This window comes from Streptomyces sp. NPDC021224, assembly GCF_044332905.1.
Taxonomy (GTDB): Bacteria; Actinomycetota; Actinomycetes; order Streptomycetales; family Streptomycetaceae; genus Actinacidiphila.
This window is the reverse complement of sequence record NZ_JBIRPW010000009.1, coordinates 242,239-267,769: the sequence shown is the minus strand read 5'-3', so window position 1 is coordinate 267,769 and position 25,531 is coordinate 242,239. Positions and strand designations below refer to the sequence as shown.

The 25,531-nt window shown below is 71.6% G+C and carries 27 protein-coding genes; 21 read left to right on the top strand and 6 right to left on the bottom strand.

All coding sequences use genetic code 11. The features are described 5' to 3' along the window. The first annotated feature begins 30 nt into the window (after window positions 1-30). The 16 genes from rpmE (at window position 31) to ACH4PY_RS24015 (ending at window position 14,018) form a co-directional block, all read left to right on the top strand. Entirely contained in the window at window positions 31-258 is a 228-nt protein-coding gene (rpmE, locus tag ACH4PY_RS24090) for a 50S ribosomal protein L31 (protein ID WP_031518487.1), read from the top strand. A 115-nt stretch (window positions 259-373) separates the two neighbouring features. Beyond that, a complete protein-coding gene (gene prfA, locus ACH4PY_RS24085) occupies window positions 374-1,453 on the top strand; it encodes a peptide chain release factor 1 (RefSeq protein ID WP_398186517.1) in 1,080 nt (359 codons plus the stop codon). 13 nt (window positions 1,454-1,466) lie between these two features. Continuing rightward, entirely contained in the window at window positions 1,467-2,312 is an 846-nt protein-coding gene (gene prmC, locus ACH4PY_RS24080) for a peptide chain release factor N(5)-glutamine methyltransferase (protein ID WP_398186456.1), read from the top strand. Between the two features lie 79 nt (window positions 2,313-2,391). Continuing rightward, window positions 2,392-3,039 (top strand): L-threonylcarbamoyladenylate synthase, encoded by a 648-nt coding sequence (locus ACH4PY_RS24075; protein ID WP_398186453.1) that lies wholly within the window; start codon window positions 2,392-2,394, stop codon window positions 3,037-3,039. After that, complete coding sequence (locus tag ACH4PY_RS24070) at window positions 3,036-3,710, top strand: protein-tyrosine-phosphatase (protein WP_398186450.1); 675 nt, start codon at window positions 3,036-3,038, stop codon at window positions 3,708-3,710. The genes ACH4PY_RS24075 and ACH4PY_RS24070 overlap by 4 nt, the downstream gene beginning before the upstream one ends. A 226-nt stretch (window positions 3,711-3,936) precedes the next feature. Continuing rightward, on the top strand, window positions 3,937-5,292 hold the full coding sequence (locus ACH4PY_RS24065) for an MraY family glycosyltransferase (RefSeq protein WP_398186447.1): 1,356 nt from the start codon (window positions 3,937-3,939) through the stop codon (window positions 5,290-5,292). A 269-nt stretch (window positions 5,293-5,561) separates the two neighbouring features. After that, entirely contained in the window at window positions 5,562-5,987 is a 426-nt protein-coding gene (locus ACH4PY_RS24060) for a hypothetical protein (RefSeq protein WP_398186444.1), read from the top strand. Between the two features lie 322 nt (window positions 5,988-6,309). Further along, window positions 6,310-7,116, top strand: coding sequence for a F0F1 ATP synthase subunit A (atpB, locus tag ACH4PY_RS24055; protein WP_398186441.1), 807 nt, complete (start codon window positions 6,310-6,312; stop codon window positions 7,114-7,116). 89 nt (window positions 7,117-7,205) lie between these two features. After that, entirely contained in the window at window positions 7,206-7,451 is a 246-nt protein-coding gene (atpE, locus tag ACH4PY_RS24050; RefSeq protein WP_398186439.1) for an ATP synthase F0 subunit C, read from the top strand. A gap of 43 nt (window positions 7,452-7,494) precedes the next feature. Next, window positions 7,495-8,043 (top strand): F0F1 ATP synthase subunit B, encoded by a 549-nt coding sequence (locus ACH4PY_RS24045; protein ID WP_398186436.1) that lies wholly within the window; start codon window positions 7,495-7,497, stop codon window positions 8,041-8,043. Beyond that, window positions 8,040-8,858, top strand: a complete 819-nt coding sequence (locus ACH4PY_RS24040; RefSeq protein ID WP_398186433.1) for a F0F1 ATP synthase subunit delta — start codon at window positions 8,040-8,042, stop codon at window positions 8,856-8,858. The genes ACH4PY_RS24045 and ACH4PY_RS24040 overlap by 4 nt, the downstream gene beginning before the upstream one ends. A 110-nt stretch (window positions 8,859-8,968) precedes the next feature. Next, window positions 8,969-10,540, top strand: coding sequence for a F0F1 ATP synthase subunit alpha (gene atpA, locus ACH4PY_RS24035; protein WP_398186430.1), 1,572 nt, complete (start codon window positions 8,969-8,971; stop codon window positions 10,538-10,540). Between the two features lie 4 nt (window positions 10,541-10,544). Continuing rightward, the gene (locus ACH4PY_RS24030; protein WP_398186427.1) at window positions 10,545-11,459 is read left to right on the top strand and encodes a F0F1 ATP synthase subunit gamma; all 915 of its coding nucleotides are present in this window, start codon (window positions 10,545-10,547) and stop codon (window positions 11,457-11,459) included. A 4-nt stretch (window positions 11,460-11,463) separates the two neighbouring features. After that, entirely contained in the window at window positions 11,464-12,903 is a 1,440-nt protein-coding gene (gene atpD / locus ACH4PY_RS24025) for a F0F1 ATP synthase subunit beta (protein WP_398186424.1), read from the top strand. Window positions 12,904-13,009: 106 nt separating this feature from the next. Then, the gene (locus tag ACH4PY_RS24020) at window positions 13,010-13,384 is read left to right on the top strand and encodes a F0F1 ATP synthase subunit epsilon (RefSeq protein WP_031518457.1); all 375 of its coding nucleotides are present in this window, start codon (window positions 13,010-13,012) and stop codon (window positions 13,382-13,384) included. 187 nt (window positions 13,385-13,571) lie between these two features. Then, on the top strand, window positions 13,572-14,018 hold the full coding sequence (locus ACH4PY_RS24015) for a DUF2550 domain-containing protein (protein ID WP_398186419.1): 447 nt from the start codon (window positions 13,572-13,574) through the stop codon (window positions 14,016-14,018). Between the two features lie 12 nt (window positions 14,019-14,030). On the opposite strand, the gene ACH4PY_RS24010 is transcribed toward ACH4PY_RS24015, so the two are convergent. Next, window positions 14,031-14,603, bottom strand: coding sequence for a cob(I)yrinic acid a,c-diamide adenosyltransferase (locus tag ACH4PY_RS24010; protein WP_398186416.1), 573 nt, complete (start codon window positions 14,601-14,603; stop codon window positions 14,031-14,033). Window positions 14,604-14,772: 169 nt separating this feature from the next. Here ACH4PY_RS24010 and ACH4PY_RS24005 point away from each other — a divergent pair, with 169 nt between their 5' ends. From ACH4PY_RS24005 to ACH4PY_RS23995, 3 genes are all read left to right on the top strand, one after another. Further along, the gene (locus tag ACH4PY_RS24005) at window positions 14,773-15,621 is read left to right on the top strand and encodes a 3-hydroxyacyl-CoA dehydrogenase family protein (protein ID WP_398186413.1); all 849 of its coding nucleotides are present in this window, start codon (window positions 14,773-14,775) and stop codon (window positions 15,619-15,621) included. A gap of 154 nt (window positions 15,622-15,775) precedes the next feature. Beyond that, window positions 15,776-16,096 (top strand): STAS domain-containing protein, encoded by a 321-nt coding sequence (locus ACH4PY_RS24000; RefSeq protein WP_398186411.1) that lies wholly within the window; start codon window positions 15,776-15,778, stop codon window positions 16,094-16,096. A 150-nt stretch (window positions 16,097-16,246) separates the two neighbouring features. Continuing rightward, a complete protein-coding gene (locus ACH4PY_RS23995; RefSeq protein ID WP_398186408.1) occupies window positions 16,247-18,889 on the top strand; it encodes an ATP-binding protein in 2,643 nt (880 codons plus the stop codon). A gap of 555 nt (window positions 18,890-19,444) precedes the next feature. On the opposite strand, the gene nucS is transcribed toward ACH4PY_RS23995, so the two are convergent. After that, window positions 19,445-20,107, bottom strand: a complete 663-nt coding sequence (gene nucS / locus ACH4PY_RS23990) for an endonuclease NucS (protein ID WP_398186406.1) — start codon at window positions 20,105-20,107, stop codon at window positions 19,445-19,447. A gap of 330 nt (window positions 20,108-20,437) precedes the next feature. Here nucS and ACH4PY_RS23985 point away from each other — a divergent pair, with 330 nt between their 5' ends. Next, window positions 20,438-20,830 carry an SCO5389 family protein gene (locus tag ACH4PY_RS23985; protein ID WP_398186403.1) on the top strand — a complete coding sequence of 131 codons (393 nt, stop codon included), beginning with the start codon at window positions 20,438-20,440 and terminating at the stop codon, window positions 20,828-20,830. A gap of 50 nt (window positions 20,831-20,880) precedes the next feature. On the opposite strand, the gene ACH4PY_RS23980 is transcribed toward ACH4PY_RS23985, so the two are convergent. After that, window positions 20,881-21,906: an LLM class flavin-dependent oxidoreductase gene (locus ACH4PY_RS23980; protein WP_398186400.1), complete on the bottom strand. Its 1,026-nt coding sequence runs from the start codon at window positions 21,904-21,906 to the stop codon at window positions 20,881-20,883. 298 nt (window positions 21,907-22,204) lie between these two features. Between ACH4PY_RS23980 and ACH4PY_RS23975 the strand changes: the two genes are divergently transcribed. Continuing rightward, entirely contained in the window at window positions 22,205-22,522 is a 318-nt protein-coding gene (locus ACH4PY_RS23975; RefSeq protein ID WP_398186398.1) for an ATP/GTP-binding protein, read from the top strand. A gap of 36 nt (window positions 22,523-22,558) precedes the next feature. Here ACH4PY_RS23975 and ACH4PY_RS23970 read toward each other — a convergent pair whose 3' ends face one another. The 3 genes from ACH4PY_RS23970 to ACH4PY_RS23960 all read right to left on the bottom strand — a co-directional run bounded on the left by ACH4PY_RS23970 (window position 22,559) and on the right by ACH4PY_RS23960 (window position 25,445). After that, entirely contained in the window at window positions 22,559-23,332 is a 774-nt protein-coding gene (locus ACH4PY_RS23970) for an ABC transporter permease (protein WP_398186396.1), read from the bottom strand. A gap of 1 nt (window position 23,333) precedes the next feature. Then, window positions 23,334-24,374: an ABC transporter ATP-binding protein gene (locus ACH4PY_RS23965; RefSeq protein ID WP_398186393.1), complete on the bottom strand. Its 1,041-nt coding sequence runs from the start codon at window positions 24,372-24,374 to the stop codon at window positions 23,334-23,336. 135 nt (window positions 24,375-24,509) lie between these two features. Beyond that, complete coding sequence (locus ACH4PY_RS23960) at window positions 24,510-25,445, bottom strand: cellulose-binding protein (protein ID WP_398186390.1); 936 nt, start codon at window positions 25,443-25,445, stop codon at window positions 24,510-24,512. Window positions 25,446-25,531: the final 86 nt, after the last annotated feature.

Here is a 25,531-nt window from a genome sequence, read left to right as displayed (position 1 = left end):
GGCGCCCTCCCGACACCAAGGAGCAACCCAGTGAAGCGCGACATCCACCCCGAGTATGTCGAGACCCAGGTGACCTGCACCTGCGGCGCCTCGTTCACCACCCGGAGCACCGAGACCAGCGGCCAGATCCGCGCCGAGGTCTGCTCCGAGTGCCACCCGTTCTACACGGGCAAGCAGAAGATCCTCGACACCGGTGGCCGGGTGGCCCGCTTCGAGGCCCGCTTCGGCAAGGCCGCCGCGGCCGGCAAGAAGAAGTAGCGACCCGCAAGCGCCGGTTTTCGGTCGCCCGAGCCAGGGCGACCGGACCGGCGCTTTGTCGTCCCACTGACTCTTTCCGGCTCCTTTTCCGGACTCTTCCACGCAGGGATTGATGATGTTCGAGGCGGTCGAGGATCTGATCGGCGAGCACGCCGACCTCGAGAAGCAGCTTGCCGACCCCGGGGTGCACGCCGACCAGGCGAACGCCCGCAAGCTCACCAAGCGCTACGCGGAGCTGACACCCATCGTCAGCACGTACCGTGCGTGGCGGCAGACCGGCGAGGACATCGAGACCGCGCGGGAGCTGGCCGCCGACGACCCGGACTTCGCGGCCGAGGTCAAGGAGCTCGACAAGGAGCGCGACGAGCTGACCGAGCGGCTGCGGCTGCTGCTGGTGCCGCGCGACCCGAGCGACGACAAGGACGTCATCCTGGAGGTCAAGGCGGGCGAGGGCGGCGAGGAGTCCGCGCTGTTCGCCGGCGACCTGCTGCGGATGTACCTGCGCTACGCCGAGCGCGTCGGCTGGAAGACCGAGATCCTTGACTCCAACCCCTCCGACCTCGGCGGCTACAAGGACGTCCAGGTCGCCGTGAAGGCCAAGGCCTCCCACGAGCCCGGCCAAGGCGTGTGGGCCCGGCTGAAGTACGAGGGCGGCGTGCACCGCGTCCAGCGGGTGCCGGCCACCGAGTCGCAGGGCCGTATCCACACCTCGGCGGCGGGCGTGCTGGTCACCCCGGAGGCCGAGGACGTCGAGGTCGAGATCGGCCCCAACGACCTGCGGATCGACGTCTACCGCTCCTCCGGCCCCGGCGGGCAGTCCGTCAACACCACCGACTCCGCGGTGCGCATCACCCACCTCCCCTCGGGCCTGGTCGTCTCGTGCCAGAACGAGAAGAGCCAGCTCCAGAACAAGGAGTCGGCGATGCGCATCCTGCGCTCCCGGCTGCTGGCCGCCGCCCAGGAGGAGGCCGAGCGCGAGGCGTCCGACGCCCGCCGCAGCCAGGTGCGCACCGTCGACCGCTCCGAGCGCATCCGGACGTACAACTTCCCGGAGAACCGCATCTCCGACCACCGCGTCGGCTTCAAGGCCTACAACCTCGACCAGGTCCTCGACGGCGACCTCGACGCCATCCTCCAGGCCTGCGTCGACGCCGACTCCGCCGCCAAGCTGGCCGCGGCCGGCGACACGAACTGAGGGGCGGGGCACGGTGAACCTGCTGCTCGCCGAGGTGGCACAGGCCGCGCAGCGGCTCGCCGACGCCGGAGTGCCCTCGCCGCGCTTCGACGCCGAGGAGCTGGCCGCGTACGTCCACGGCGTCAAGCGCGGCGAGCTGCACCGCGTCGCCGACAGCGAGTTCGACGCGCGCTACTGGGAGGCGGTCGCCCGCCGCGAGGCCCGCGAACCGCTCCAGCACATCACCGGCCGCGCCTTCTTCCGCTACCTGGAACTCCAGGTCGGCCCTGGGGTGTTCGTGCCGCGGCCGGAGACCGAGTCGGTCGTCGGCTGGGCGATAGACGCGGTACGCGCCATGGACGTCGCCGAACCCCTCATCGTCGACCTGTGCACCGGCTCCGGCGCCATCGCGCTCGCCCTCGCCCAGGAGGTGCCGCGCTCCCGCGTGCACGCCGTGGAACTGTCCGAACAGGCCCTGGACTACGCCCGGAAGAACACCGCGGGCAGCAAGGTCGACCTGCGGCACGGGGACGCGCTCAGCGCCTTCCCCGACCTCAACGGGCAGGTCGACCTGGTCATCTCCAACCCGCCCTACATCCCGCTCACCGAATGGGAGCACGTCGCACCCGAGGCGCGCGACCACGACCCGGAGCTGGCCCTCTTCTCCGGCGAGGACGGCCTCGACACCATCCGCGGCATCGAGCGCACCGCGCACCGGCTGCTGCGCCCCGGCGGGGTCGTCGTGATCGAGCACGCCGACTCGCAGGGCGGCCAGGTGCCGTGGATCTTCAAGGAGGACGCGGGCTGGGCGGACGCGGCCGACCACCCCGATCTCAACAACCGCCCCCGCTTCACCTCGGCCCGCAAGGCGCGGCCGTGACCGGCCGCCCCGCCCCCCGCGCGCCCCGCACCGCGGCGCGGGCCCGTACGGCAGCACAGCAATCTTCGGAGGTCATCCCATGGCACGGCGATACGACTGCGCGGACGCAACCGACCGGGCGACCGGCATGCGCGAAGCCATCTCGGCGGTCAAGCGCGGCGAACTCGTCGTGCTGCCGACCGACACCGTCTACGGCATCGGCGCCGACGCCTTCGACGCCGAGGCCGTCGGCGACCTGCTGGAGGCCAAGGGCCGCGGCCGCAACATGCCCTCGCCGGTGCTCGTCGGCTCGCCCAACACGCTGCACGGCATCGTCACCGACTTCTCCGAGCAGGCCTGGGAGCTCGTCGACGCCTTCTGGCCCGGCGCGCTGACGATCGTCACCAAGCACCAGCCGTCGCTCGCCTGGGACCTCGGCGACACCCGCGGCACCGTCGGAGTGCGCATGCCGCTGCACCCGGTCGCGATCGAACTGCTCACCGAGACCGGCCCGATGGCCGTCTCCAGCGCCAACCTCACCGGCATGCCCTCGCCGCAGGACTGCGACGCCGCCCAGGGCATGCTCGGCGACTCCGTCGCCGTCTACCTGGACGCCGGCCCCACCCCGGCCGCCGTCCCGTCGTCGATCGTGGACGTCACCGGCCGGGTGCCGGTGCTGCTGCGGGCCGGGGCGATCAGCGCGGAGGAGCTGCGCAAGGTCGTACCCGACCTGGAGGAGCGCCGTTGACCACGCCACCCGACGCCCGCGGCATACGCGGGCACCCGGGGTACGCGCCGGCCGCCGTCCCGGGCGCCGGTGCGGACGTCTTCCGCATCCTGCACGTCTGCACCGGCAACGTGTGCCGCTCGCCGATGGCCGAGCGGCTGACCCGGCTCGGCCTGGTCCGCCGCCTCGGTGACGGCGCCGCCGGGATGCTCGTGGAGTCCGCGGGCACCTGGGGGCACGAAGGCGCCCCGATGGAGGCGCACGCCGCCGCCGTGCTCGCCGAGTACGGCGCCGACCCGTCCGGTTTCACCGGCCGGGAGCTGCTCGACGACCACGTCATCGACGCCGACCTGGTGCTCACCGCGACCCTCGACCACCGCTCCCAGGTGATCTCCATGGGCCACGCGGCGGGTCTGCGCACCTTCACGCTCAAGGAGTTCACCCGCCTGGTGCGGGCCATAGACGTCGCCACGCTGCCCGAGGGCAGCGTCACCGAACGGGCCAGGGCGCTGGTGCGGGCCGCCGCCGCGCTGCGCGGCTGGCTGCTCGCCCCGAGCCCGGACGCCGACGAGGTCAGCGACCCGTACGGCGCCCCCATCTCGTACTTCCGCAGCATCGGCGCGGAGATCCACGACGCCCTGGAACCGACCGTGACCGCGCTGACCGGCGTCGCCGCGACCGTGCAGACGTGACACCGGCGCACGCCGCCGGACGGGCGCAGGACGCGGGGGCACGTCACGGGCGGAATGTGACCGTACGGGTACAGCCCGGGCCCTCCGCAACCGCGCCCGTCACCTGTGAGTCTCAGCAGGTGTTCGCCGACCCGGCCCGGCCACCACTAGGGTGTGACGCTGTGAGGTACCACCCCCGGACGTGTGCGCAGCACCGCTACGCCCCCGAAACCGTCGGAGGCGGCTCGTGCGCGAGTATCTGCTGACCCTCTTCACGGCCGCCGCCGTCACGTATCTGCTGACCGGCCCGGTACGGAAGTTCGCCATCGCCGCCGGTGCGATGCCGCCGATCCGCGACCGTGACGTGCACCGCGAGCCCACCCCGCGGCTCGGCGGCATCGCGATGTTCGGCGGCCTGTGCGCGGGCCTGCTCATGGCCGCCCACCTCACCAACATCGGCGACGTCTTCTCGCAGTCGAACGAGCCGCGCGCGCTGCTGTCCGGGGCCGGGCTGATCTGGCTGCTGGGCGTGCTCGACGACAAGTGGGGCGTGGACGCGCTCATCAAGCTCGGCGTGCAGATGATCGCCGCCGGCGTCATGGTCCTGCAGGGCCTGACCATCCTGTGGCTGCCGGTGCCCGGCTTCGGCGCGGTCGCGCTGACCCCCGTGCAGTCCACGCTGCTGACCGTCGCGCTCGTGGTCATCACCATCAACGCGGTCAACTTCGTCGACGGTCTCGACGGCCTCGCGGCGGGCATGGTGTGCATCGCGTCGGTGGCGTTCTTCATGTACGCCTACCGCCTCTGGTACGGCTACGGCATCGAGGCCGCGGCCCCCGCGACGCTCTTCAGCGCGGTGCTCATCGGGATGTGCCTGGGCTTCCTGCCGCACAACATCCACCCCGCGCGGATCTTCATGGGCGACTCCGGCTCGATGCTCATCGGCCTGGTCTTCGCCTCCGCAGCGATCTCCATCACCGGCCAGGTCGACCCCGACGCGCTGAAGTCCTCCGCCGGGTCCACCCGGGAGGCCGTGCACTTCATGGTGCCGGTCTACATGCCGCTGCTGCTGCCGCTGACGATGATCGCCGTCCCCGCCGCCGACCTGGTGCTCGCCGTCGTCCGGCGCACCTGGCGCGGCCAGTCGCCGTTCGCCGCCGACCGCGGCCACCTGCACCACCGGCTGCTGGAGATCGGCCACTCGCACAGCCGGGCGGTGCTCATCATGTACTTCTGGTCCGCGCTGTTCGCCTTCGGCGCGGTCGCCTTCTCCGTCAACGACTCCAGCCTCGGCATCGTGCTGGCGATCGTCGCGCTCAGCGCGATCGGCCTGGTCGTGCTGCTGCTGCCGCGCTTCAAGCCCGCCGCCCCCGACTGGGCGGAGAGCGTCGTGCCGCCGCGCTACCGGCGCCGCCGGCGCAGGCTCGCCGCGGGCGCGGCCGCCGCGGAGCGCGAGATGCGCGCGCCGGAGCGTCCGGCGCTGCACGGCTCGACGGCGATCGGCGCCCGCGGCCGGCTCTCCGACCGGCGTGCGGGCCGCGGTTCCGACCGGCACTCCGGCGGCGGCTCCGACCGGCAGCCGGTCGCCGAGACCCGACGCTGAGCCGCTGAGCCGTCCCGGGCCAGGTCAGACCCGCTGAGAGCTAACTCACCCAAATCGGACGGCGTGTCGTGACCACACTCTTGTGACAGGCAGCACATGTCCATGGTAAAGACCGCATCAAATACTTTGTGATAGCGTTCACGAAAGCAGGGAAGGCGTCGTTGGACCGCATGAGCGGTCAACCGGCGTGAGGCGCCCCCTCACTCCCTGACTACGCTCGTCTCCGACGACATCCGCTTGCCCCAACTCCCGCCGGAGGAGCTGTCATCATGCTGCAGAACGACGCCCGTGTCCTCAGGGGAGCCGCGCTGGTCGCCGCTCCCGTCGGAGCTGTCGCCACCATCCTCAGTGCCGTGCTCGCCGGTGAGAAGGGCCTGGTGGGCGGCCTCGTCGCCGTGGCAGTGGTGGCGGTCTTCTTCGCCTTCGGTTCGTGGGCGCTGATGACCATGACCGCCGAGCGCCCGCAGGTCGCGATGGCCGCGGGCATGCTGGTCTACGCCGTGCAGATCCTGATGATCGGCATCTTCGTCGTGGCCTTCAAGGACACCTCGCTCTTCAACGGCAAGGCCTTCGGCCTGAGTCTGCTGGCCACCGCGCTGTCCTGGGTGGGCGGCCAGGTGAAGCAGAGCCTCACCTCGCGGATGCTGTACGTCGATCCCGTCCCGTCCGTCACGTCCGCTCCGCCGGCCGAATGACGCGGCTGGCCGGGAGCGCTGTCATGGGCGTGGCCAAGGGCCGGGTAAAGAGGCTGCAATTCCATCTGCTATCGTCCGGAAACGCATCTGGACGTGGAGGCCCCTCACACTCGTGGAGGGTGCTGCCCCCACGCCCATCGGTGTACTCGGATCCGGTGCCGCGGACGCGGCGCGGAATACGGGTTCCCGGTCTTCGATGCGGGCTCCCAGCGGACAGTGGTGACTTCGCCACGCCTTGTCCGCAGTGCCGACCAGCGGCCTCACCAGCCGCGCTGACACACAAGGTTGCCGTTACTTATGCGTCACGACGAAGGAGTCACGGGTGAGTGCCCACACGCTGCTCGCTGAGGCAGGCTGTCACATCAAGCAGGACTGCGGATTTCCTGCCCCGGGCCTCCACTCGTTCGACTTCAAGCCGATCTTCAGCATCGGCAGCTTCGACTTCACCAAGCCGATGCTGCTCGCGATCATCTGCATGCTGCTGGTGGTGGGCTTCTTCTGGGCGGCTTTCAGCAAGCCCAAGCTGGTCCCCGGCAAGCTCCAGCTGGTCGGCGAGATCGGCTACACGTTCGTGGCCCGCAGCATCGCCCGCGAGGTGATCGGCAAGAAGGGCGACAAGTTCGTCCCGTTCCTCACGTCGATCTTCTTCTTCGTGTGGTTCATGAACATCATGTCGATCATCCCGCTCGCGCAGTTCCCGCCGGCCTCGCGGTTCGCGTTCCCGGTCGCCCTCGCGGCGCTGGTCTACATCACCTACATGTACCTGACGTTCAAGACGCACGGCTTCAAGGGCGGCGTCAAGAACCTGGTGTGGATCTCGGGCCTGCCCAAGCCGCTGGTCCCGCTGATCGTGCTCCTGGAGTTCATCCAGAACTGCATCACCCGCCCGTTCACCCTCGCGGTCCGGCTGTGGGCGAACATGTTCGCCGGCCACATGCTGATCGTCATGTTCAGCGTCGCGAGCTGGTACCTGCTGACGCCGACCTGGCTGACCGCGGTGTCCGGCGGATCCTTCGGACTGGCCATCTTCATGACGGCCTTCGAGGTGCTGATCCAGTTCCTGCAGGCCTACATCTTCACGCTGCTGGCCTCGATCTACATCCAGGGAGCGCTCGACGAGGGCCACTGAGGCCCGCTTCGCGCCACGCGTACCACCCCCACCACAGACCTCCGCTGGGAAGCCCCCCAACGGACCGCATCAAAAAGGAAGACAGGGAAATGTCTGCCGACCTCGTTAACCTCGCCGCTGCCACGACTCCCGGCCGCCTCGGCGCGGTCGCCTACGGTCTCGCCGCCATCGGCCCCGGCGTGGGCATCGGTCTGGTCTTCGGTCACTCCATCGAGGCCATGGCCCGCCAGCCCGAGGCCATGCCGATCATCCGCACCAACATGTTCCTCGGCTTCGCCCTCTGCGAGGTGCTCGCGCTCCTCGGTCTGGTCGTCCCCTTCATCTTCCAGAGCTGAATCCGGCACCGGACCGTAAAGCCACTCGACGAAAGGTTCAGACATGATGACCTTCCTTGCGGAGGAGGGGGCGCAGAACCCGCTCATCCCCGACACCGCGGAACTGGTTATCGGCCTGCTCTGCTTCTTCATCGTCTTCGGCCTCCTTGGCAGGAAGCTGCTGCCGAACATCCAGAAGACCCTGGCGGAGCGGCATGACGCCATCGAGGGTGGCCTGGAGCGGGCGGAGAAGGCTCAGGCCGAGGCCAACCGCACGCTGGAGGAGTACAAGGCGCAGCTCGCCGAGGCCCGCCACGAGGCGGCCCGGATCACCGAGCAGGCGCGGGAGCAGGGCGCGACGATCATCGCGGAGATGCGCGAGGAGGGGCAGCGGCAGCGGGACGCCATCGTCGCCGCAGGCCATGCCCAGATCGAGGCGGACCGCCGCCAGGTCACGGTGACCCTGCGCCAGGAGGTCGGCCGCATCGCGACCGACCTGGCCGGCAAGCTGGTCGGCGAGTCCCTGGAGGACTCCGCCCGGCAGAGCCGCACGATCGACCGCTTCCTCGACAGCCTCGACGGTTCGGCCGCAGAGGCTGAGGCGGCCCGATGAACGGCGCGAGCCGCGAAGCGCTGGCCGCGGCACGGGAGCGGCTGGACGCGCTGACCGACAGCGCGTCGGTCGACCGCACCCGGCTGGCCGACGAGCTGGCCGCCGTGACCTCGCTGCTGCACCGCGAGTCCACGCTGCGCCGCGCCCTGACCGACCCGGCGCAGTCCGGTGAGGCCAAGGCCCAGCTGGCGACGCGGCTGCTCGGCAGCCAGCTCGGCGCCGACAGCACGGACCTGGTCGCCGGCATGGTGCGGTCCCGCTGGTCGCAGTCCCGCGACCTGGTGGACGCGCTGGAGGAGCTGGCCGACACCGCCGACCTCACGGCGGCGGAGAAGGACGGCACGCTCGACGACGTCGAGGACGAGCTGTTCCGCTTCGGCCGGATCGCCGCCGGCAGCACCGAGCTGCGGGCCGCCCTGGGCGGCCGGGCCGGTACCGACGCCGCCAAGAGCGAGCTGCTGCACCGGCTGCTCGGCGGCCGTGCGAAGCCGGTCACGGAACGGCTGGTCACCAGGCTGGTCACCGCGCCGCGAGGACGTAGCCTGGAGGGCGGGATCGAATCCCTGTCCAAGCTGGCCGCGGCCCGCCGCGGCCGGACGGTCGCCGAAGTGGTCTCGGCCACCCCGCTGAGCGAGACGCAGAAGCGTCGGCTCGGGGACGCCCTGGCCAGGATCTACGGCCGCCCGGTGCACCTGAACCTGGACGTGGACCCCGCGGTCCTCGGCGGGGTCCGGGTACGGGTCGGCGACGAGGTCATCAACGGCTCGATCGCGGACCGCCTGGACGAGGCGTCCCGCAGGATGGCCGCCGGCTGACCACCGCCCGCGCAAGCGCAGACAAGCACCACAGACAAGCACTGACGGCCCGCGTTGGGCCGACGCCCCCAAGAAGACTTCGGGCCCAACAAGGAGAGCAGGGAACCCAGATGGCGGAGCTCACGATCCGGCCGGAGGAGATCCGGGACGCGCTGGAGACCTTTGTCCAGTCGTACCAGCCGGACGCGGCCTCGCGCGAGGAGGTCGGTACGGTCAGCGTTGCCGGAGACGGCATCGCGAAGGTCGAGGGCCTGCCCTCGGCGATGGCGAACGAACTGCTGCGGTTCGAGGACGGCACGCTCGGCCTCGCGCTGAACCTGGAGGAGCGCGAGATCGGCGCGATCGTCCTCGGCGAGTTCAACGGCATCGAGGAGGGCCAGTCGGTGCACCGCACCGGCGAGGTGCTCTCCGTCGCGGTCGGCGAGGGCTACCTGGGCCGCGTCGTCGACCCGCTCGGCAACCCGGTCGACGGTCTCGGCGAGATCGCCACCGAGGGCCGCCGCGCGCTCGAACTGCAGGCGCCCACCGTCATGCAGCGCAAGTCGGTGCACGAGCCGATGCAGACCGGCCTGAAGGCCGTCGACTCGATGACCCCGATCGGCCGCGGCCAGCGCCAGCTGATCATCGGTGACCGCCAGACCGGCAAGTCCGCCCTGGCCATCGACACCATCATCAACCAGCGCGACAACTGGCGCAGCGGCGACCCGGAGAAGCAGGTCCGCTGCATCTACGTCGCCATCGGCCAGAAGGGCTCCACCATCGCGGGCGTGCGCGCCTCGCTGGAGGAGGCCGGCGCGCTGGAGTACACGACCATCGTGGCCGCCCCCGCGTCCGACCCGGCCGGCTTCAAGTACCTGGCGCCGTACACCGGCTCGGCCATCGGCCAGCACTGGATGTACGAGGGCAAGCACGTCCTCATCGTCTTCGACGACCTGAGCAAGCAGGCCGACGCCTACCGCGCCGTGTCGCTGCTGCTGCGCCGCCCGCCGGGCCGCGAGGCCTACCCGGGCGACGTCTTCTACCTGCACTCGCGCCTGCTGGAGCGCTGCGCGAAGCTCTCCGACGACCTGGGCGCCGGCTCGATGACCGGTCTGCCGATCGTCGAGACCAAGGCCAACGACGTCTCGGCGTTCATCCCGACCAACGTCATCTCCATCACCGACGGCCAGTGCTTCCTGGAGTCCGACCTCTTCAACGCCGGCCAGCGGCCCGCGCTGAACGTCGGTATCTCGGTCTCCCGCGTCGGTGGCTCCGCGCAGATCAAGGCCATGAAGTCGGTAGCCGGCCGACTCCGCGTGGACCTCGCCCAGTTCCGTGAGCTGGAGGCCTTCGCGGCCTTCGGTTCCGACCTGGACACGGCCTCCAAGGCGCAGCTCGGACGCGGTCAGCGCATGGTCGAGCTGCTCAAGCAGGGCCAGTACAGCCCGTACGCCGTCGAGGACCAGGTCGTCTCGATCTGGGCCGGCACCACCGGCAAGCTGGACGACGTCCCCGTCGTGGACATCCGCCGCTTCGAGCGCGAGCTGCTCGACTACCTGCACCGCGAGCACAAGTCGCTGCTCACGGGCATCGTCGAGACCGGCAAGCTGGAGGACGGCACCATCGACGCGCTCACCGAAGCGGTCGCCGCCTTCAAGAAGCAGTTCGAGACGTCCTCGGGCGCGCTGCTGGTCGAGGGCTGATCGCATGGGCGCACAGATTCGGGTCTACAAGCGCCGGATCAAGTCCGTCACCGCCACGAAGAAGATCACCAAGGCGATGGAGATGATCGCCGCCTCGCGCATCGTGAAGGCGCAGCGCCAGGTGGCCGCCTCTTCTCCGTACGCCGATGAACTGACCCGTGCGGTGACGGCCGTCGCGACCGGCTCCAACACCAAGCACCCGCTGACCACCGAACCCGAGAACGCGACCCGCGCCGCGGTGCTGCTCGTCACGAGCGACCGCGGCCTGGCCGGCGGCTACTCGTCCAACGCCATCAAGGCCGCGGACCGGCTGACCGAGAAGCTGCGCGCCGAGGGCAAGGAGGTCGACCACTACCTGGTCGGCCGCAAGTCCGTGGCGTACTACAGCTTCCGCGACCGCAAGGTCACCCAGTCCTGGACCGGGTTCTCGGACAGTCCGCAGTACGCCGACGCCAAGGCGGTGGCGACGCCGCTGATCGAGTCCGTGCTCAAGGACTCCGCCGAGGGCGGGATCGACGAGATCCACATCGTCTTCACCGAGTTCGTCTCGATGATGACGCAGACCCCGGTCGAGCGGCGGCTGCTGCCGCTGGCGGTCTCCAAGGAGGCCGACCAGCTGGACAAGCAGCCGCAGGCGATGGCGCAGTACGAGTTCGAGCCGTCCGCGGAGGGCGTGCTGGACGCGCTGCTTCCGCGGTACGTCGAGAGCCGCATCTACAACGCCCTGCTGCAGGCCGCCGCTTCCGAGCACGCGGCCCGCCGCCGGGCGATGAAGTCGGCGACCGACAACGCGGAAGACCTCATCAAGTCGCTCACGCGGCTTGCGAACGCGGCCCGACAGGCCGACATCACCCAGGAAATCAGCGAGATCGTCGGTGGCGCGAGCGCCCTGGCCGACGCGAACGCGGGGAGTGACTGACCACATGACCACGACTGTTGAAACCACCGCCACCGGCCGGGTGGCGCGGGTCATCGGCCCGGTCGTCGACGTGGAGTTCCCCGTCGACGCCATGCCGGAGATCTACAACGCGCTGCACGTCGACGTCGCCGACCCGACGCAGGAGGGTGCGACCAAGACGCTGACCCTGGAGGTCGCGCAGCACCTCGGCGACGGCCTGGTCCGCGCCATCTCCATGCAGCCCACCGACGGCCTGGTCCGCCAGGCGCCGGTGACCGACACCGGCAACGGCATCACGGTGCCCGTCGGCGACGTCACCAAGGGCCGCGTCTTCAACACCCTGGGCGCGATCCTCAACGAGCCGGAGGCCGAGTCCGAGGTCACCGAGCGCTGGCCGATCCACCGCAAGGCCCCGGCCTTCGACCAGCTCGAGTCCAAGACCGAGATGTTCGAGACCGGCCTGAAGGTCGTCGACCTGCTGACCCCGTACGTCAAGGGCGGCAAGATCGGCCTGTTCGGCGGCGCGGGCGTCGGCAAGACCGTGCTCATCCAGGAAATGATCATGCGTGTGGCGAAGCTGCACGAGGGCGTTTCCGTCTTCGCGGGCGTCGGCGAGCGCACCCGTGAGGGCAACGACCTGATCGCGGAGATGGCCGAGTCCAACGTCCTCCCGCAGACCGCGCTGGTCTTCGGCCAGATGGACGAGCCGCCGGGCACCCGGCTGCGCGTCGCCCTGGCCGGTCTGACCATGGCGGAGTACTTCCGCGATGTGCAGAACCAGGACGTGCTGTTCTTCATCGACAACATCTTCCGGTTCACCCAGGCCGGTTCCGAGGTGTCCACGCTGCTCGGCCGTATGCCGTCCGCGGTGGGCTACCAGCCGAACCTCGCCGACGAGATGGGCCAGCTGCAGGAGCGGATCACCTCGACCCGCGGTCACTCGATCACCTCGATGCAGGCGATCTACGTCCCCGCGGACGACCTGACCGACCCGGCGCCGGCCACCACCTTCGCCCACCTCGACGCGACGACCGTGCTCTCGCGGCCGATCTCGGAGAAGGGCATCTACCCCGCGGTGGACCCGCTGGACTCCACGTCCCGCATCCTGGACCCGCGCTACATCGCGCAGGACCACTACGACTGCGCGATGCGCGTCAAGGGCATCCTGCAGAAGTACAAGGACCTCCAGGACATCATCTCGATCCTCGGTATCGACGAGCTGGGCGAAGAGGACAAGCTCACCGTCTCCCGTGCCCGCCGCATCGAGCGCTTCCTGTCGCAGAACACCCACGCGGCGAAGCAGTTCACCGGCGTGGACGGTTCGGACGTGTCGCTCGACGAGTCGGTGGCGGCGTTCAACGCCATCGCCGACGGTGAGTACGACCACTTCCCCGAGCAGGCCTTCTTCATGTGCGGTGGCCTGGACGACCTCAAGGCCAACGCCAAGAAGCTCGGCGTCAGCTGACCTGGGGCCGTGAGGGGGGCGGACCGGCTCTGCCCCCCTCGCGCAGCCCTTATTCTTTGTCTTACGCACCCCCGCCCGCCGGTGGGTGCCGACCCGAGGAGCCGTCTTGGCCGAAATTCACGTCGAGGTGGTGGCCGCGGACCGCAGCATCTGGTCCGGCGAGGCCGCCATGGTCATCGCCCGTACCCTGTCCGGCGACATCGGCATCATGCCGTCGCACGAGCCGGTGCTCGGGGTGCTGCACTCCGGTCCCGTGACGATCCGGACCACCGACGGTGGCACCGTGGTCGCCGCGGTGCACGGCGGTTTCCTCTCCTTCGCGGACAACAAGCTCTCCGTCCTCGCCGAGGTCGCCGAGCTGGCCGAGGAGATCGACGTCGCACGGGCCGAGCGGGCGCTGGAGCGCTCGAAGGCGGACACCGACGCGGCCGCCCAGCGGCGCGCTGAGGTGCGGCTCGCCGCCGCGGCGGGCGCACACTAGGTGAACAACCCGCGGTGCGGCCCTTCCGGCCGCCGCCGCGGGAGCAGCACGAGCAGGACCACGGTGCCGCGGGCCGCCCCTCAGGGGGCGGCCCGCGGCCCCCGTACAGCAAGGGCAGACGCAGGACCGGACCCGTCCGGGGCCTGCGGCGACGTATCCAGCAGACCCAGGAGAGGAGGCCGGTGACATGATCCTCTCCGTGGAGGTGATCGGCGCGGTCGTGGCCGCGCTGCTGCTCGGGCTCTTCGTCTTCGGGCTGCGCCGCCGGCTGATCCAGCGCTCCGGGGGCACCTTCGACTGCAGCCTGCGGCTCGCCCTCCCGGGCGTCGCCGAGCCCGGCGGGAAGGGCTGGCTCTACGGGGTGGCCCGCTACAACGGCGACCGCGTCGAGTGGTTCCGGGTCTTCTCCTACGCGCCGCGCCCGCGCCAGGTGCTGGAGCGGCACGCGATCGAGGTCGAGGGCCGCCGCCAGCCGCAGGGCACCGAGGAGCTGGCGCTGCTGTCAGACGCGGTGGTGCTGGCCTGCGAGCACCAGGGCACCCGGCTGGAGCTGGCGATGAGCGACGACGCCCTGACCGGGTTCCTCGCCTGGCTGGAGGCCGCCCCGCCCGGCCAGCGCGTCAACGTCGCCTGACCCTGATCGCCGTCAGCGGTTCTCGCCGGGCACCCACAGCACGTCGCCGCGCTCCTTGTTCGCCGTCCTCGCCAGGATGAAGAGCAGGTCCGAGAGCCGGTTGAGATAGGTCGCGGTGAGCGCGTTCATGCTGTCGCCGTGCTCGGCCAGCGCCGCCCACGTCGAACGCTCCGCCCGGCGCACCACCGTGCAGGCCTGGTGCAGCAGGGCCGCGCCCGGGGTGCCGCCCGGCAGGATGAAGCTGCGCAGCTTCTCCAACTCCGCCAGGAAGGTGTCGCAGTCGCCCTCCAGCCGGTCGACGTAGCTCTGCTCGACCCGCAGCGGCGGGTACTTGGGGTCCGGGACGACGGGCGTGGCGAGATCGGCGCCGACGTCGAAGAGGTCGTTCTGCACCCGGACCAGGACGGTGGTGACGTCCTCGGGCAGGGCGCCCAGCGCCAGCGCGGTGCCGATGACGGCGTTCGCCTCGTTGGTGTCGGCGTAGGCGGCGATCCGGCTGTCGGTCTTCGCGGTACGGCTCATGTCGCCGAGCGCGGTCGTGCCGTCGTCGCCGGTGCGGGTGTAGATGCGGGTGAGGTTGACCATGACCCGAGCGTAGAGCGTGCGCGCGAGGGGGCGGCAGGGCCCGCAGGTCACGGCGTGTGCGACCAAGGACACACCGTGACGCGGCCGACATCCTGCTGCGCACCGCCCGCGGGCGGCGCTAGGGTCCCACCCAATACCCCGAGAGGCCCTAGGGAAAGGTGCGTGTGCTGTGGCGAAGAAGCTCGCCGTCGTCGGAGCCGGACTGATGGGCGCGGGCATCGCGCAGGTGGCCGCGCAGGCCGGTTACGAGGTGACGCTGCGGGACCTGACCGAGCAGGCGCTGACCCGCGGCACCGACGGCATCAAGGCGTCGTTCGACCGCTTCGTCGCCAAGGGCAAGCTCGACGCGGCCGACGCCGAGGCGGCCCTCGCCCGTATCAGCACCACCACCGACCTGGAGGCGGCCGCGGGCGCCGACCTGGTGGTGGAGGCGGTCTTCGAGAAGATCGAGGTCAAGCAGGAGATCTTCCGCGAGCTGGACCGCATCACCGGACCGGAGACCGTACTGGCCTCCAACACCTCCGCGATCCCGATCACCAAGATCGCCGCCGCCACTGCGCACCCCGAGCGGGTCGTCGGCACGCACTTCTTCTCACCCGTGCCGATGATGCAGCTGTGCGAGCTGGTCCGCGGCTACAAGACCAGCGACGAGACGCTGGCCCGCGCCCGGGAGTTCGCCGAGGGCGTCGGCAAGACCTGCATCGTCGTCAACCGGGACGTCGCGGGCTTCGTCACCACCCGGCTGATCTCCGCCCTCGTCGTCGAGGCCGTCAAGCTCTACGAGTCCGGGGTCGCGACCGCCGAGGACATCGACACCGCCTGCAAGCTCGGCTTCGGCCACGCCATGGGCCCGCTCGCCACCACCGACCTCACCGGCGTGGACATCCTGCTGCACGCCACCGGCAACATCTACGCCGAATCGCAGGACGAGAAGTTCGCGCCGCCGGAGATCATGCGCCGCATGGTGGACGCCGGCGACCTGGGCCGCAAGAGCGGCCAGGGGTTCTACCCGTACTGAGCGTGCCGACGGCACCCGCCCGGATCACCCACAGGAGTGAATTCGGTATCGGTTCGCTCACAGAGGGCAACTTCTGTTTGCGACGGGCCGTCAGTTGTGTGAAGACATACGGACCAGCCCGTTTGCCGGTGCCGAACTCCCCGGGAGAGTGATCATGCACATCAGGGGCGACCACGCCAAGCTGGTCGTCGGGGGCCGCCTCGACGTCCGCAGCGCGGCGGACGCCCGTACGGCCCTGCACACCGCGGTCGACTCCGGCCGCGGCGACCTCGTGCTCGACCTGACCGAGCTGGACTCGTGGGACGCGACCGGGCTCGGCGTCATCATGGGCGCCCATCGCAGGGCCGGTCGGGCCAACCGCCGCCTGGTGCTGCGGAATGTGCCGCCCCAGATGCAGAGGCTGCTGGTCGCGACCCGGCTGCACCGCATCCTCGCGATCGAGGCCGCGCCCACTCCGCCGGGCACGCGGTTCTAGCGCGGCGGAGCGCCCCTGCGGGGGCGCCCCGCGGCCGAGTCGCCCCCGCGCTTCAGCGAAACCGTTTCTGCCTCTAGAGTTTGGGTCCGACGACCTCCTCCCGGCGCGCCCCGCGCGCCCCCGCCAAGGACCCCTAGGACCTCTGAGGACATGGACGAGCACAACGGCGAGCCCGACCGCACGGGGCAGGACGAGCCCTTCGACGCCTTCGGGGTCCGCAAGGGCATCGGCAGGGGCGGCTCCGGTGAGCGCGGCGCGCTCGTCCCCTACCAGCAGCAGCCCCCCGCGACCCGCGACGCCCGCTTCGACACGGGTGCCTACGGGGAGAGCGCCGACCCGACCGCGTTCGAGGGGCTGCGCCCGGCGGAGTCGTCGTACGCCGACTTCCCGGCGTTCCCCGACTTCCCCGAGGTCCCCGCGGCGGGCGCCGAGGACGCCACCGAACTGCTGCCCAAGGCCGTCCGCGCGGCCCGCGAGCCGCTGGAGTTGATGGCCGCCACCCGCACCCCCAGCGGCGGCAGCGCCCGCGTCCGGCGCATCACGACCGCCGACTACCTGCTCACCGTCAACCCCATCGACGGCACCGAGGTCGTCCGCTGCCCGCCCGGCGAGCGCCGGACCCCCGTGCAGCGCACCCGCGAGGAGCGCGCGGCCCGTCTCACCGCCGCCCGCCCCGCCCCGCCGCCGGGGCCGCCCGCGCCCGAACTGCCGCTGCTGGAACGGGACGAGGAGCGCGAGCGGGTCATCCGGCTGCTGTCCCGGGGCCGTTCCGTCCGGGTCACCGGAGCCTCCGGTGCCGGGCGCACCGCGCTGCTCGAAGCCGTCGCCAAGGCCTGCGCCGACCTCGCGCCCGAGGGCGTGCTGTGGCTGTCCGGCTACCACCGCACCGTCGGCGACGTCCTGCAGAACCTGCACGACACCGTGTGGACCGGCGACGACCACCGCCCCGACCGTGCCGAACTGCCCGTTCTCCTCCGGGAGTTCGGGGCCGTCGTGGTCGTCGACGACGTGGAGTTCGGCGGCACCGCGCTCGCCGAACTGCTCGCCGCAGCACCCGAATGCGCCTTCCTGCTCTCCGCGACCACCGAGGCGCCCGCGCCCGCCGCCGAGTCCGGCGTCGAGGACGTCTACCTCGCGGGCCTGTCCCGCACCGCCTGCGTCGACCTGCTCGCGCTCGCCGCCGGCCGCGCTCTCGACGAGGACGAGACCGCCTGGGCCGCCGACCTGTGGTTCGAGTCCGAGGGCCTGCCGCTGCGCTTCGTCCAGGCCGGGGCCCTGCTGCGGCAGCGCGACGCGCTGCGCTTCCCCGCCGAGCCCGACTGGGACGACTCCGTGTGGGACAACGGCACGCCCGCGGCCCCCTCCGCGCTGCCCGACCTCAGCGGCTTCGACGACACCCCCGGCATACCCCCGGCGGCCGCGCCGCCCGCCCGCATACCCGCGGCCGACGTGCCGCTGCCCTCCCTCGCCGAGAGCGCCGCCCCCGCGGGCCTGCTCGCCTCCCGGCTCAGCGAGGCCGCCCGCGAGGCCCTCGCCTTCGCCGTCGCCCTCGACGGCGAGATACCCCACGCCTCGCACCTGCCCGCGCTCGTCGGCGACACCCACGGCGACGCGGCCCTCGGCGAGATGACCTCCGTCGGGCTCGCCGTCCCCGTCGCCTCGCACTACCGGCTCGCCGCCGGGGTCACCCGCCAGCTCGCCGCCGTCTTCACCGCCGAGGGCGAACTGAGCGAGGTCCAGGCGCACACCGCCGCCCTCCACTACGCCTGGTGGAGCGGCCACCCCTCCGTCACCCCCGCCGGCGTCGCCGCCGAGGCCGAAGCGATCCTCGCCTCCATGGCCGCCTGCCGCCACAACGGCAACCCCGGCGCCGCCGTCCTGCTCGCCCGCACCGTGGCCCCCGCCTTCGCCGCCGCCCTGCACTGGAGCGCCTGGGAACGCGCCCTGCGGCTCGGCCAGGAGGCCGCCCGGCTCACCGGCGAACTGGCCGAAGAGGCGTACTTCCATCACGAGCTGGGTGTGCTCGCCCTCTGCAACGGCGAGTACAACCGCGCCCGCGCGGAGCTGGAGGCGTCCGTGGGTATGCGCGGTGTCCTCGCGGACCGCCAGGGATCCGTCGTGGGCCGCCGCACCCTCGCCCTCGTCGAGGACGTCTCGCCCACCCCGCCGCCCCGCGCACTCCCGCCCGCGGCCGAGGCGTTCGACGACACCCCGCCGCCCGCCGCGGCCGAGACCACGCCGCTCGCCGTCATCAAGCCCGAGCCCTCGCCGGGCCCCAAGCGGCTCGCCGTCGTCGGCACCCGCCGCAATCTCGTCGCCGCGGGCACGGGTGTGCTGCTGGCGGCGGTCCTCGGCACGGTGGTCACGCTGGGCGCGACGTCCGGCTCCGACGGTTCCGACCAGACCCCCCAGGTCAAGCCCCTGGAGACCACGCAGGACGCCGGCGACCCGGACACCACGGAGCCGGCGTCCCCGCCGGAGTCCGCGTCCACGTCCGCCGCCCCTCCGTCGACCTCGCCGACCCCGACGCCGCCGAGCGCGTCGGCGACCGCGACCCCGACGCACGGGACGACGTCGCCGCCGGCGTCCCAGTCCACGACCGCGTCGCCGTCGACGCCACCGTCGTCCCCGACGAAGCGGCCGCCGACCACGCCGCCGAAGACGACGCCGCCGTCGACCACGCCGATTACGACGCCCCCGACCTCGGCGTCTCCGTCGCCGACCGACGCTTCGTCGCCGCCCGACAAGCCGGCGTCGCTCACGGCCTCGGCCACGGAGTCAGCCGAGGGCTGACGGGTGGGGTGCGCCCCGTCAGGGGCGCGTAGGGGTACCTCCCAGGCGGAGCTCTGGGGGAGAACTGCGCGCTCAGCCCTCACCGGGGCGGGGATCGTCACCGACCCGAAGGGTCTCTTCGGTCCGATCCGGACCACCGGCCGGTGGGTGGTTGCTCGCGCAGTTCCCCGCGCCCCTAAAAACGCTCGCCCCGCGGCGCAGCCGCAGCCTCAGCCCCTCGCGCAGCGGAAAACGCTCGCCCCGCGGCGCAGCCGCAGCCTCAACCCCGCGCGCCAGCGGAAAACGCTGGCCCCGCGGCGCAGGCGCACCCCTCAGCCCCCCCGCGCGCCAGCGGAAAACGCTCGCCCCGCGGCGCAGCCGCAGCCTCAGCCCCTCGCGCAGCGGAAAACGCTCGCCCCGCGCGGCAGCCGTGCCCCTAAAAGCGCGTGGGCCAGCGGCGCAGCCGTAGCCCGCAGCCCCCCGCGGCAGCGGAAAACGCTCGGCCAGCAGCGCAGGTGCAAGGCCTCAGTCCCCGCGGCGGCGGGGAGTGGGCACCGCCATCCGCAGGGGGATCGTTCAGAAGAGGCGGAGTTTGTCGTCCTCGATGCCGCGCATCGCGTCGTAGTCGAGGACGACGCACTCCATACCCCGGTCCGTCGCGAGGACCCTCGCCTGCAGTTTGATCTCCTGGGCTGCGAACACGCCCTTCACGGGCGCCAGGTGGGGGTCCCGGTTGAGAAGTTCGAGGTAGCGGGTGAGCTGTTCGACGCCGTCGATGTCGCCGCGGCGCTTGAGTTCGACCGCGACCGTGCCGCCGGAGGCGTCGCGGCAGAGGATGTCGACGGGGCCGATCGCGGTGGGGTATTCGCGGCGGATGAGGGTGTAGCCCTCGCCGAGGATCTCGATGCGGTCGGCGAGGAGTTCCTGGAGGTGCGCCTCGACGCCGTCCTTGATGAGGCCGGGGTCGACGCCGAGTTCGTGCGAGGAGTCGTGCAGCACCTCTTCTATGGTGATGACCAGTTGCTCACCCGCCTTGTTGACGACCGTCCAGACCCCGTCGTCGCCCTCCTTGAGGGTGCAGGGCGGGGACATCCAGTTGAGGGGCTTGTAGGCACGGTCGTCGGCGTGCACGGACAGGCTGCCGTCGGCCTTGACGAGGAGCAGCCGGGTGGCGGACGGGAGGTGGGCGGAGAGCCGTCCCGCGTAGTCGACGGAGCAGCGGGCGATCACGAGGCGCATGGTGGGCCACGCTACTAAAGACCGGCCCGCGTCCGCGATTCGGAGCCCCCGCCGGGACACCGGCCGCGGGCCCGCGGGGGTGCCCGCGGGCGTCCCGGTGCCCGCCGCAGGCGCCTGGCACGTGACAGGGGCGAGCCGCACCGTACGAGTTCGGCCGACTACGCGGCGGGGCCGAAAATTGGCCGGTTGTGGGTGCTACCTCCTGGTGCGGGCAGCCGTCGAACCCTACGGTGGGACCCCGGAGGCGAGGTGGGGGCAATGCCGCCGCCGGACCCTCCGGATCCCGTCCGTACGGCCCCGTGCGTTCACGGGGTCACGAGAGGAGTACCCATGTCGCTCGACGTCTCTCCGGCCCTCCTCGAACAGGCCGAGCGAGGCGAGGTCGACGAGCAGGAATTCGTCGACTGCGTCAGGACGTCCCTTCCCTACGCGTGGGAGCTGGTGAGTTCGCTGGTGGCACAGCTCAAGGTGGACGGCGGGGAGTTCGCCGACAACCTGGTGCCGCCGCCGAGCGAGCAGGAGCGCGGCCAGTTGCTGCGCGCCCTGGCCAGTGACGCGATACGCGGGGCGCTGCAGCGGCACTTCGGGGTGCGCCTGGCTTTCCAGAACTGCCACCGGGTGGCGGTCTTCCCGCTCGACGCGGTGGACGGACCCGGCTACGCCGACTTCACCTCGGTCCGCTCGCAGGTGCTGAACCAGTCCCCGGAACTGCGCGACTGCTGACCCGCGCTCGGCGCCGGCGTGCTTCCGTAACGGGTCCAGGGCATGTGAGATCAGGCCAGTTCCGGGAGGACGTCGGCGCCGAGGCGGGCCACGTTCTGCAGTGTGGTGTCGAGGTCGCCCGAGCCTTCGACGAGCAGCGCGAAGCGGGTGATGCCGGTGCGCGCGGCGGTCGCGGCGAGCCGGTCGGCGCACAGCCGGGGCGGGCCCACCGGGTGCAGGGCGCACAGCAGGTCGGTGTAGCCCAGCGGGTCGCGCATGGTGCGCGGGCCGCCGTCCACGGTGCGGTGCGCGGCGAGGCCCTGCTGGAGCCAGCCCGGCATGGCCTTGCGCAGCGCCTCGGCGGCGTCGGCCCGGGTGTCGGCGATCTGTGCGACGCCTGCGGAGACGTGCCCGGCGGCAGCCACGGCCTCCGGAGGGTGGCCCGCCTCCAGGGCGGTGCGCCGCCACAGGGCGACCATCGCGGCCTTGTCGTCGTCCCCGCAGTGCATGCCGAGCAGCATGGGCAGGCAGCGTTCGGCGGCCAGCCGGACACTGCCCGGCGATGTGCACGCCACCACCACCTCAGGGCCCGGCCGTTCCTCCAGTTCGTCCGCCCGGGGCACCACGGGCACCTCGCGGAAGGTGTAGCGGGGTCCGGTTCCGGCCACGGCGGGTTCGCGCAGCCAGCGCAGCAGGAGGTCCAGGGATTCGGGGAAGCCGGTCTCGTAGGCGGCCTTGCCAGCGCCGAAGACCTCCAGGTCGACCCATGGTCCGCCGCGCCCCACGCCGAGGGCGAAGCGCCCGCCGGAGGCGAGGTGCAGCAGCGCGGCCTGCTCGCCGAGTGCGACGGGGTGCGCGGTGGGCAGCACGCTCACGGCGGTGCCGACGGTCAGCCGCCGGGTCCTGCCGAGCAGCAGCGCGGCGAGCGTCACGGCGGACGGGCAGACCCCGTACGGTACGAAGTGGTGTTCGGCCAGCCATACCGCGTCGAGTCCCGCCGTCTCGGCGGCCTCGGCCGTCGATATCGCCCGGTGCAGCGGCTCGGCCTGGCCCTGCCCGGGAAACTGAGCTGCGAGTACGAACGTCCCCAGTCGCATCCGCCCGCTCCCTCCCTCGCCTTCGGCGGCGGCACGGGCCTGCTGCGGCCCTTCGCGGCCCGCCGGATGGACGCCGGGACCGTCCTGTCCCGACTCCCTGCCTAACGTCTGGCACGTGCCAAAGGCACGGGTTCGTGCGGCGATTTCATGATTTTCGCCAGGGGGGCGGCCGATCCACCCGATCGGGTGACGGTGCGCCCGGTGCCCACCCGCCGCGCACCTGCCGCGTTTCGGGCCCGCGGGCCCCCGGCGCGTACCCTGGAAGCCGTCCGCACAGCCACAGATGGCGAGGTGTCCCGTGTCGCCGCGACGCAACCGCCCGCACGGCGCCCAGCGCCCCGCGGAGCGCAGCCAGGAGTCGGGGGTCGGCGGTGCCGGCACCGTGGAGTGGCAGGGGGAGGAGTGGGTGGTGCGGCCGGTCGCCGGTTCGGCGTCCGCCAAGCACTACCGCTGCCCCGGCTGCGACCAGGAGATCCCGCCCGGTGTCGGGCACGTGGTGGCCTGGCGCGAGTACGACGGGCTCGACGACCGGCGGCACTGGCACCGCGCGTGCTGGAACGCGCGGGACCGCCGCACCAGCAAGGTGCAGCGGTCCCGTAACGCGCCCCGGTACTGACGCCCCGGCCGGCGTGCGCGGCGGTGCTCGCCCGGCTCAGGCGTCGCGCTGGCGCAGCACGATGTAGCCGCCGATCAGGGCCGCCAGGACCCACAGCGCCATGATGCCGATACCGCCCCACGGGCCGTACGACAGGTGCTCGTCGTTGGTCGTGACGACCCGCACGACCTGCTGCCCGGCCTGGTCGGGGAAGTAGTGCGCGACCGACTTGACCTTCGGCACCGCCGCCAGGATCGGCGAGACCAGGAAGAAGAACGGCATCAGGATGCCCAGGCTCAGCATCGGGCTGCGCAGTATCGCCGCGGCGCCCACGCACAGCAGCACCAGCAGCGTCGAGTAGATCCCGGCGCCGACGACCGCGCGCAGCACGCCCGGGTCGCTGATCTTCGCCTTGTGCGAGCCCAGCAGCGCCTGGCCGAGGAAGAACACCACGAAGCTGGTGGCCATCGACGCCAGCAGCGCCAGCCCGCCCGCCACCGCGACCTTGCTGGCGTAGAAGGCGCTGCGCTGCGGCACCGCGGCGAGCGAGGTGCGGATCATGCCGGTGCTGTACTCGCTGGCGATGACCAGCACACCGAAGACGATCAGCGCGAGCTGGCCGAGCTGCATCCCGGCGAAGCCGGTCGCGGTCGGGTCGAAGGTCGCCTGGTCGTGCGAGGACAGCGAGTCCCAGGTGTTGTTGAACACCAGGCAGATGATCGAGCCGAGGGCGACCGTCATCAGGAAGGACAGGACCAGCGTCCAGATGGTCGAGCGGACCGAGCGGATCTTCGTCCACTCCGAGAGCAGGACGGCGGAAGGCGCAGCCATGTCAGCGCCCCTTTCCGGAGCCGGAGTTGCGCCACTGCGAACCCCACTGCTCACCGCCGGGCTGCCCGCCCGGCTGCGGCGGCGCGGCGACCGGCTGCCCCGGCTGCGCGGGCGGCACCGGTGCGCCCGGCGTCACGGCGCCGTGGGCGTGGTATTCGACCGACTCGGCGGTCAGCTGCATGAAGGCTTCCTCCAACGACGCCCGCTGCGGGCTCAGTTCGTGCAGCACCAGCTGGTGCTTGGCGGCGAGTTCGCCGAGCTGCGCGGACTCGGCCCCGGTGACCTCGAAGGCGCCGTCCGCGGCGGTCGTGGCGGCGATCCCGGCCTCCGCCAGCAGGTCCTTGAGCCGCTCCGGCTGCGGGGTGCGCACCCGCACGTAGGAGCGTGAGTTGCGCTCGATGAAGTCGGCCATCGAGGTGTCCGCGAGCAGCCGCCCGCGCCCGATGACGATGAGGTGCTCGGCGGTCAGCGCCATCTCGCTCATCAGGTGGCTGGAGACGAAGACCGTACGGCCCTGGGCCGCGAGCCCCTTCATCAGGTTCCGGATCCAGTGGATGCCCTCCGGGTCCAGCCCGTTGACCGGTTCGTCGAACATCAGGATCTCGGGATCGCCGAGCAGTGCCGCCGCGATGCCGAGCCGCTGCCCCATACCGAGGGAGAAGCCCTTGGAGCGCTTGCGGGCGACGGCCGTCAGGCCCACCGTCTCCAGCACCTCGCTCACCCGGCGGGTGGGGATGCGGTTGGACTGCGCGATGCACAGCAGGTGGTTGTACGCGGTGCGGCCGCCGTGGATCGACTTGGCGTCCAGCAGCGCCCCGATGTGCTTGAGAGGCTCGCTGAGCTGTGCGTAGTGCTTGCCGTCGATCCGGACGTCACCGCTGGTCGGCGAGTCCAGGCCGAGCATCATCCGCATCGTGGTGGACTTGCCCGCTCCGTTGGGCCCGAGAAAACCGGTCACCACGCCGGGCCGCACGGTGAAGGTCAGATGGTCGACGGCGGTCTTGTCCCCGTACCGCTTCGTGAGCCCCTGCAACTCAATCATGCGCCCGAGGCTAGCAAGAGACGCCGGAGCCCCCGCACCGTTTGGGGCGCGGGGGCTCCGGAATAGGGGTTGCCACCGGGGTTCCGGCGTGCCGGGCGAACGGGGGAGCCGCCCGCCGGCCGGATAACGGCCGGGTCAGCGCGACTGCTGCGCCGGGACGCTGCGGGAGATCGGCTCGTCGTCCGGGGTGGTCGCCGCGGCGACCGCCGCACCGGTCAGCGTCGCCAGCATCTCGCGGACGTTGGTCAGCTGCGCGTTGATGCTGTCGCGGCGGTTGGTGAGCGCCGCCAGCTCGCGCTCGGACTCGCTGCGGATCCGGTCGGCCTTCGCGTTCGCGTCCGCGACGATGTCCTCGGACTGCCGCTGCGCGGTCTCCACCGTCTGGCGGGCGCGGCGCTCGGCGTCGGTCCGCAGCTTCTCGGCCTCCAGGCGCAGCTGCTCGGCGCGGTGCTCGATCTCCGCCAGCCGCTTCTCCGCCTTCGCCTGACGCGACGCCAGGTCGCGCTCGGACTGCTCGCGGCGCTTGGCCAGGTTGGTCTCGAAGTCCGCGGCGGCCTGGGCGGCCTTGGCGCGGGTCTCCTCGAACAGCGCGTCGGCCTCCTCGCGCTTGGCCTGCGCGTCCTTCTGCGCCTCGCCACGCAGGTTGGAGGCGTCGCCCTTGGCCTTCTCGACGATCCGCGCGCCCTCGTCCTCGGCCTTGGCCTTGCGGTCGGACGCGAACGCCTCGGCGTCGTTGCGCACCTGGGCGGCGGCCGACTCGGCCAGCTCGCGGTGCTGCTCGGCGGCCCGACGGGCCTCCTCACGAAGGTCCTTGGCCTCCTCCTCGGCCAGCCGCAGGATCTTCTCGACGCGGGCGCCGAGACCGGCGTAGGAGGGCTCGGCGTCGTTCACCTGCGCCGCGGCGTTCTGGGTCTCGAGGTGGAGTTCCTCGATGCGCTTCTCCAGTGCGGTGATGCGAGTCAGCGCGCTGTCACGGTCGGCGACGAGCTTGGTGATGCGGTCGTCCACCTGTCCGCGGTCGTATCCGCGACGCACGAGCTCGAAGCCGAAGGGAGAGGAAGTGTCGCTCATGGGGTTCCTGTCGATGATTCAGACCGGTGAGGTGATAGAGGGAATCCTAGGGGGCTTTGCGGCGTGTCACCGAGCCATTGCGCATT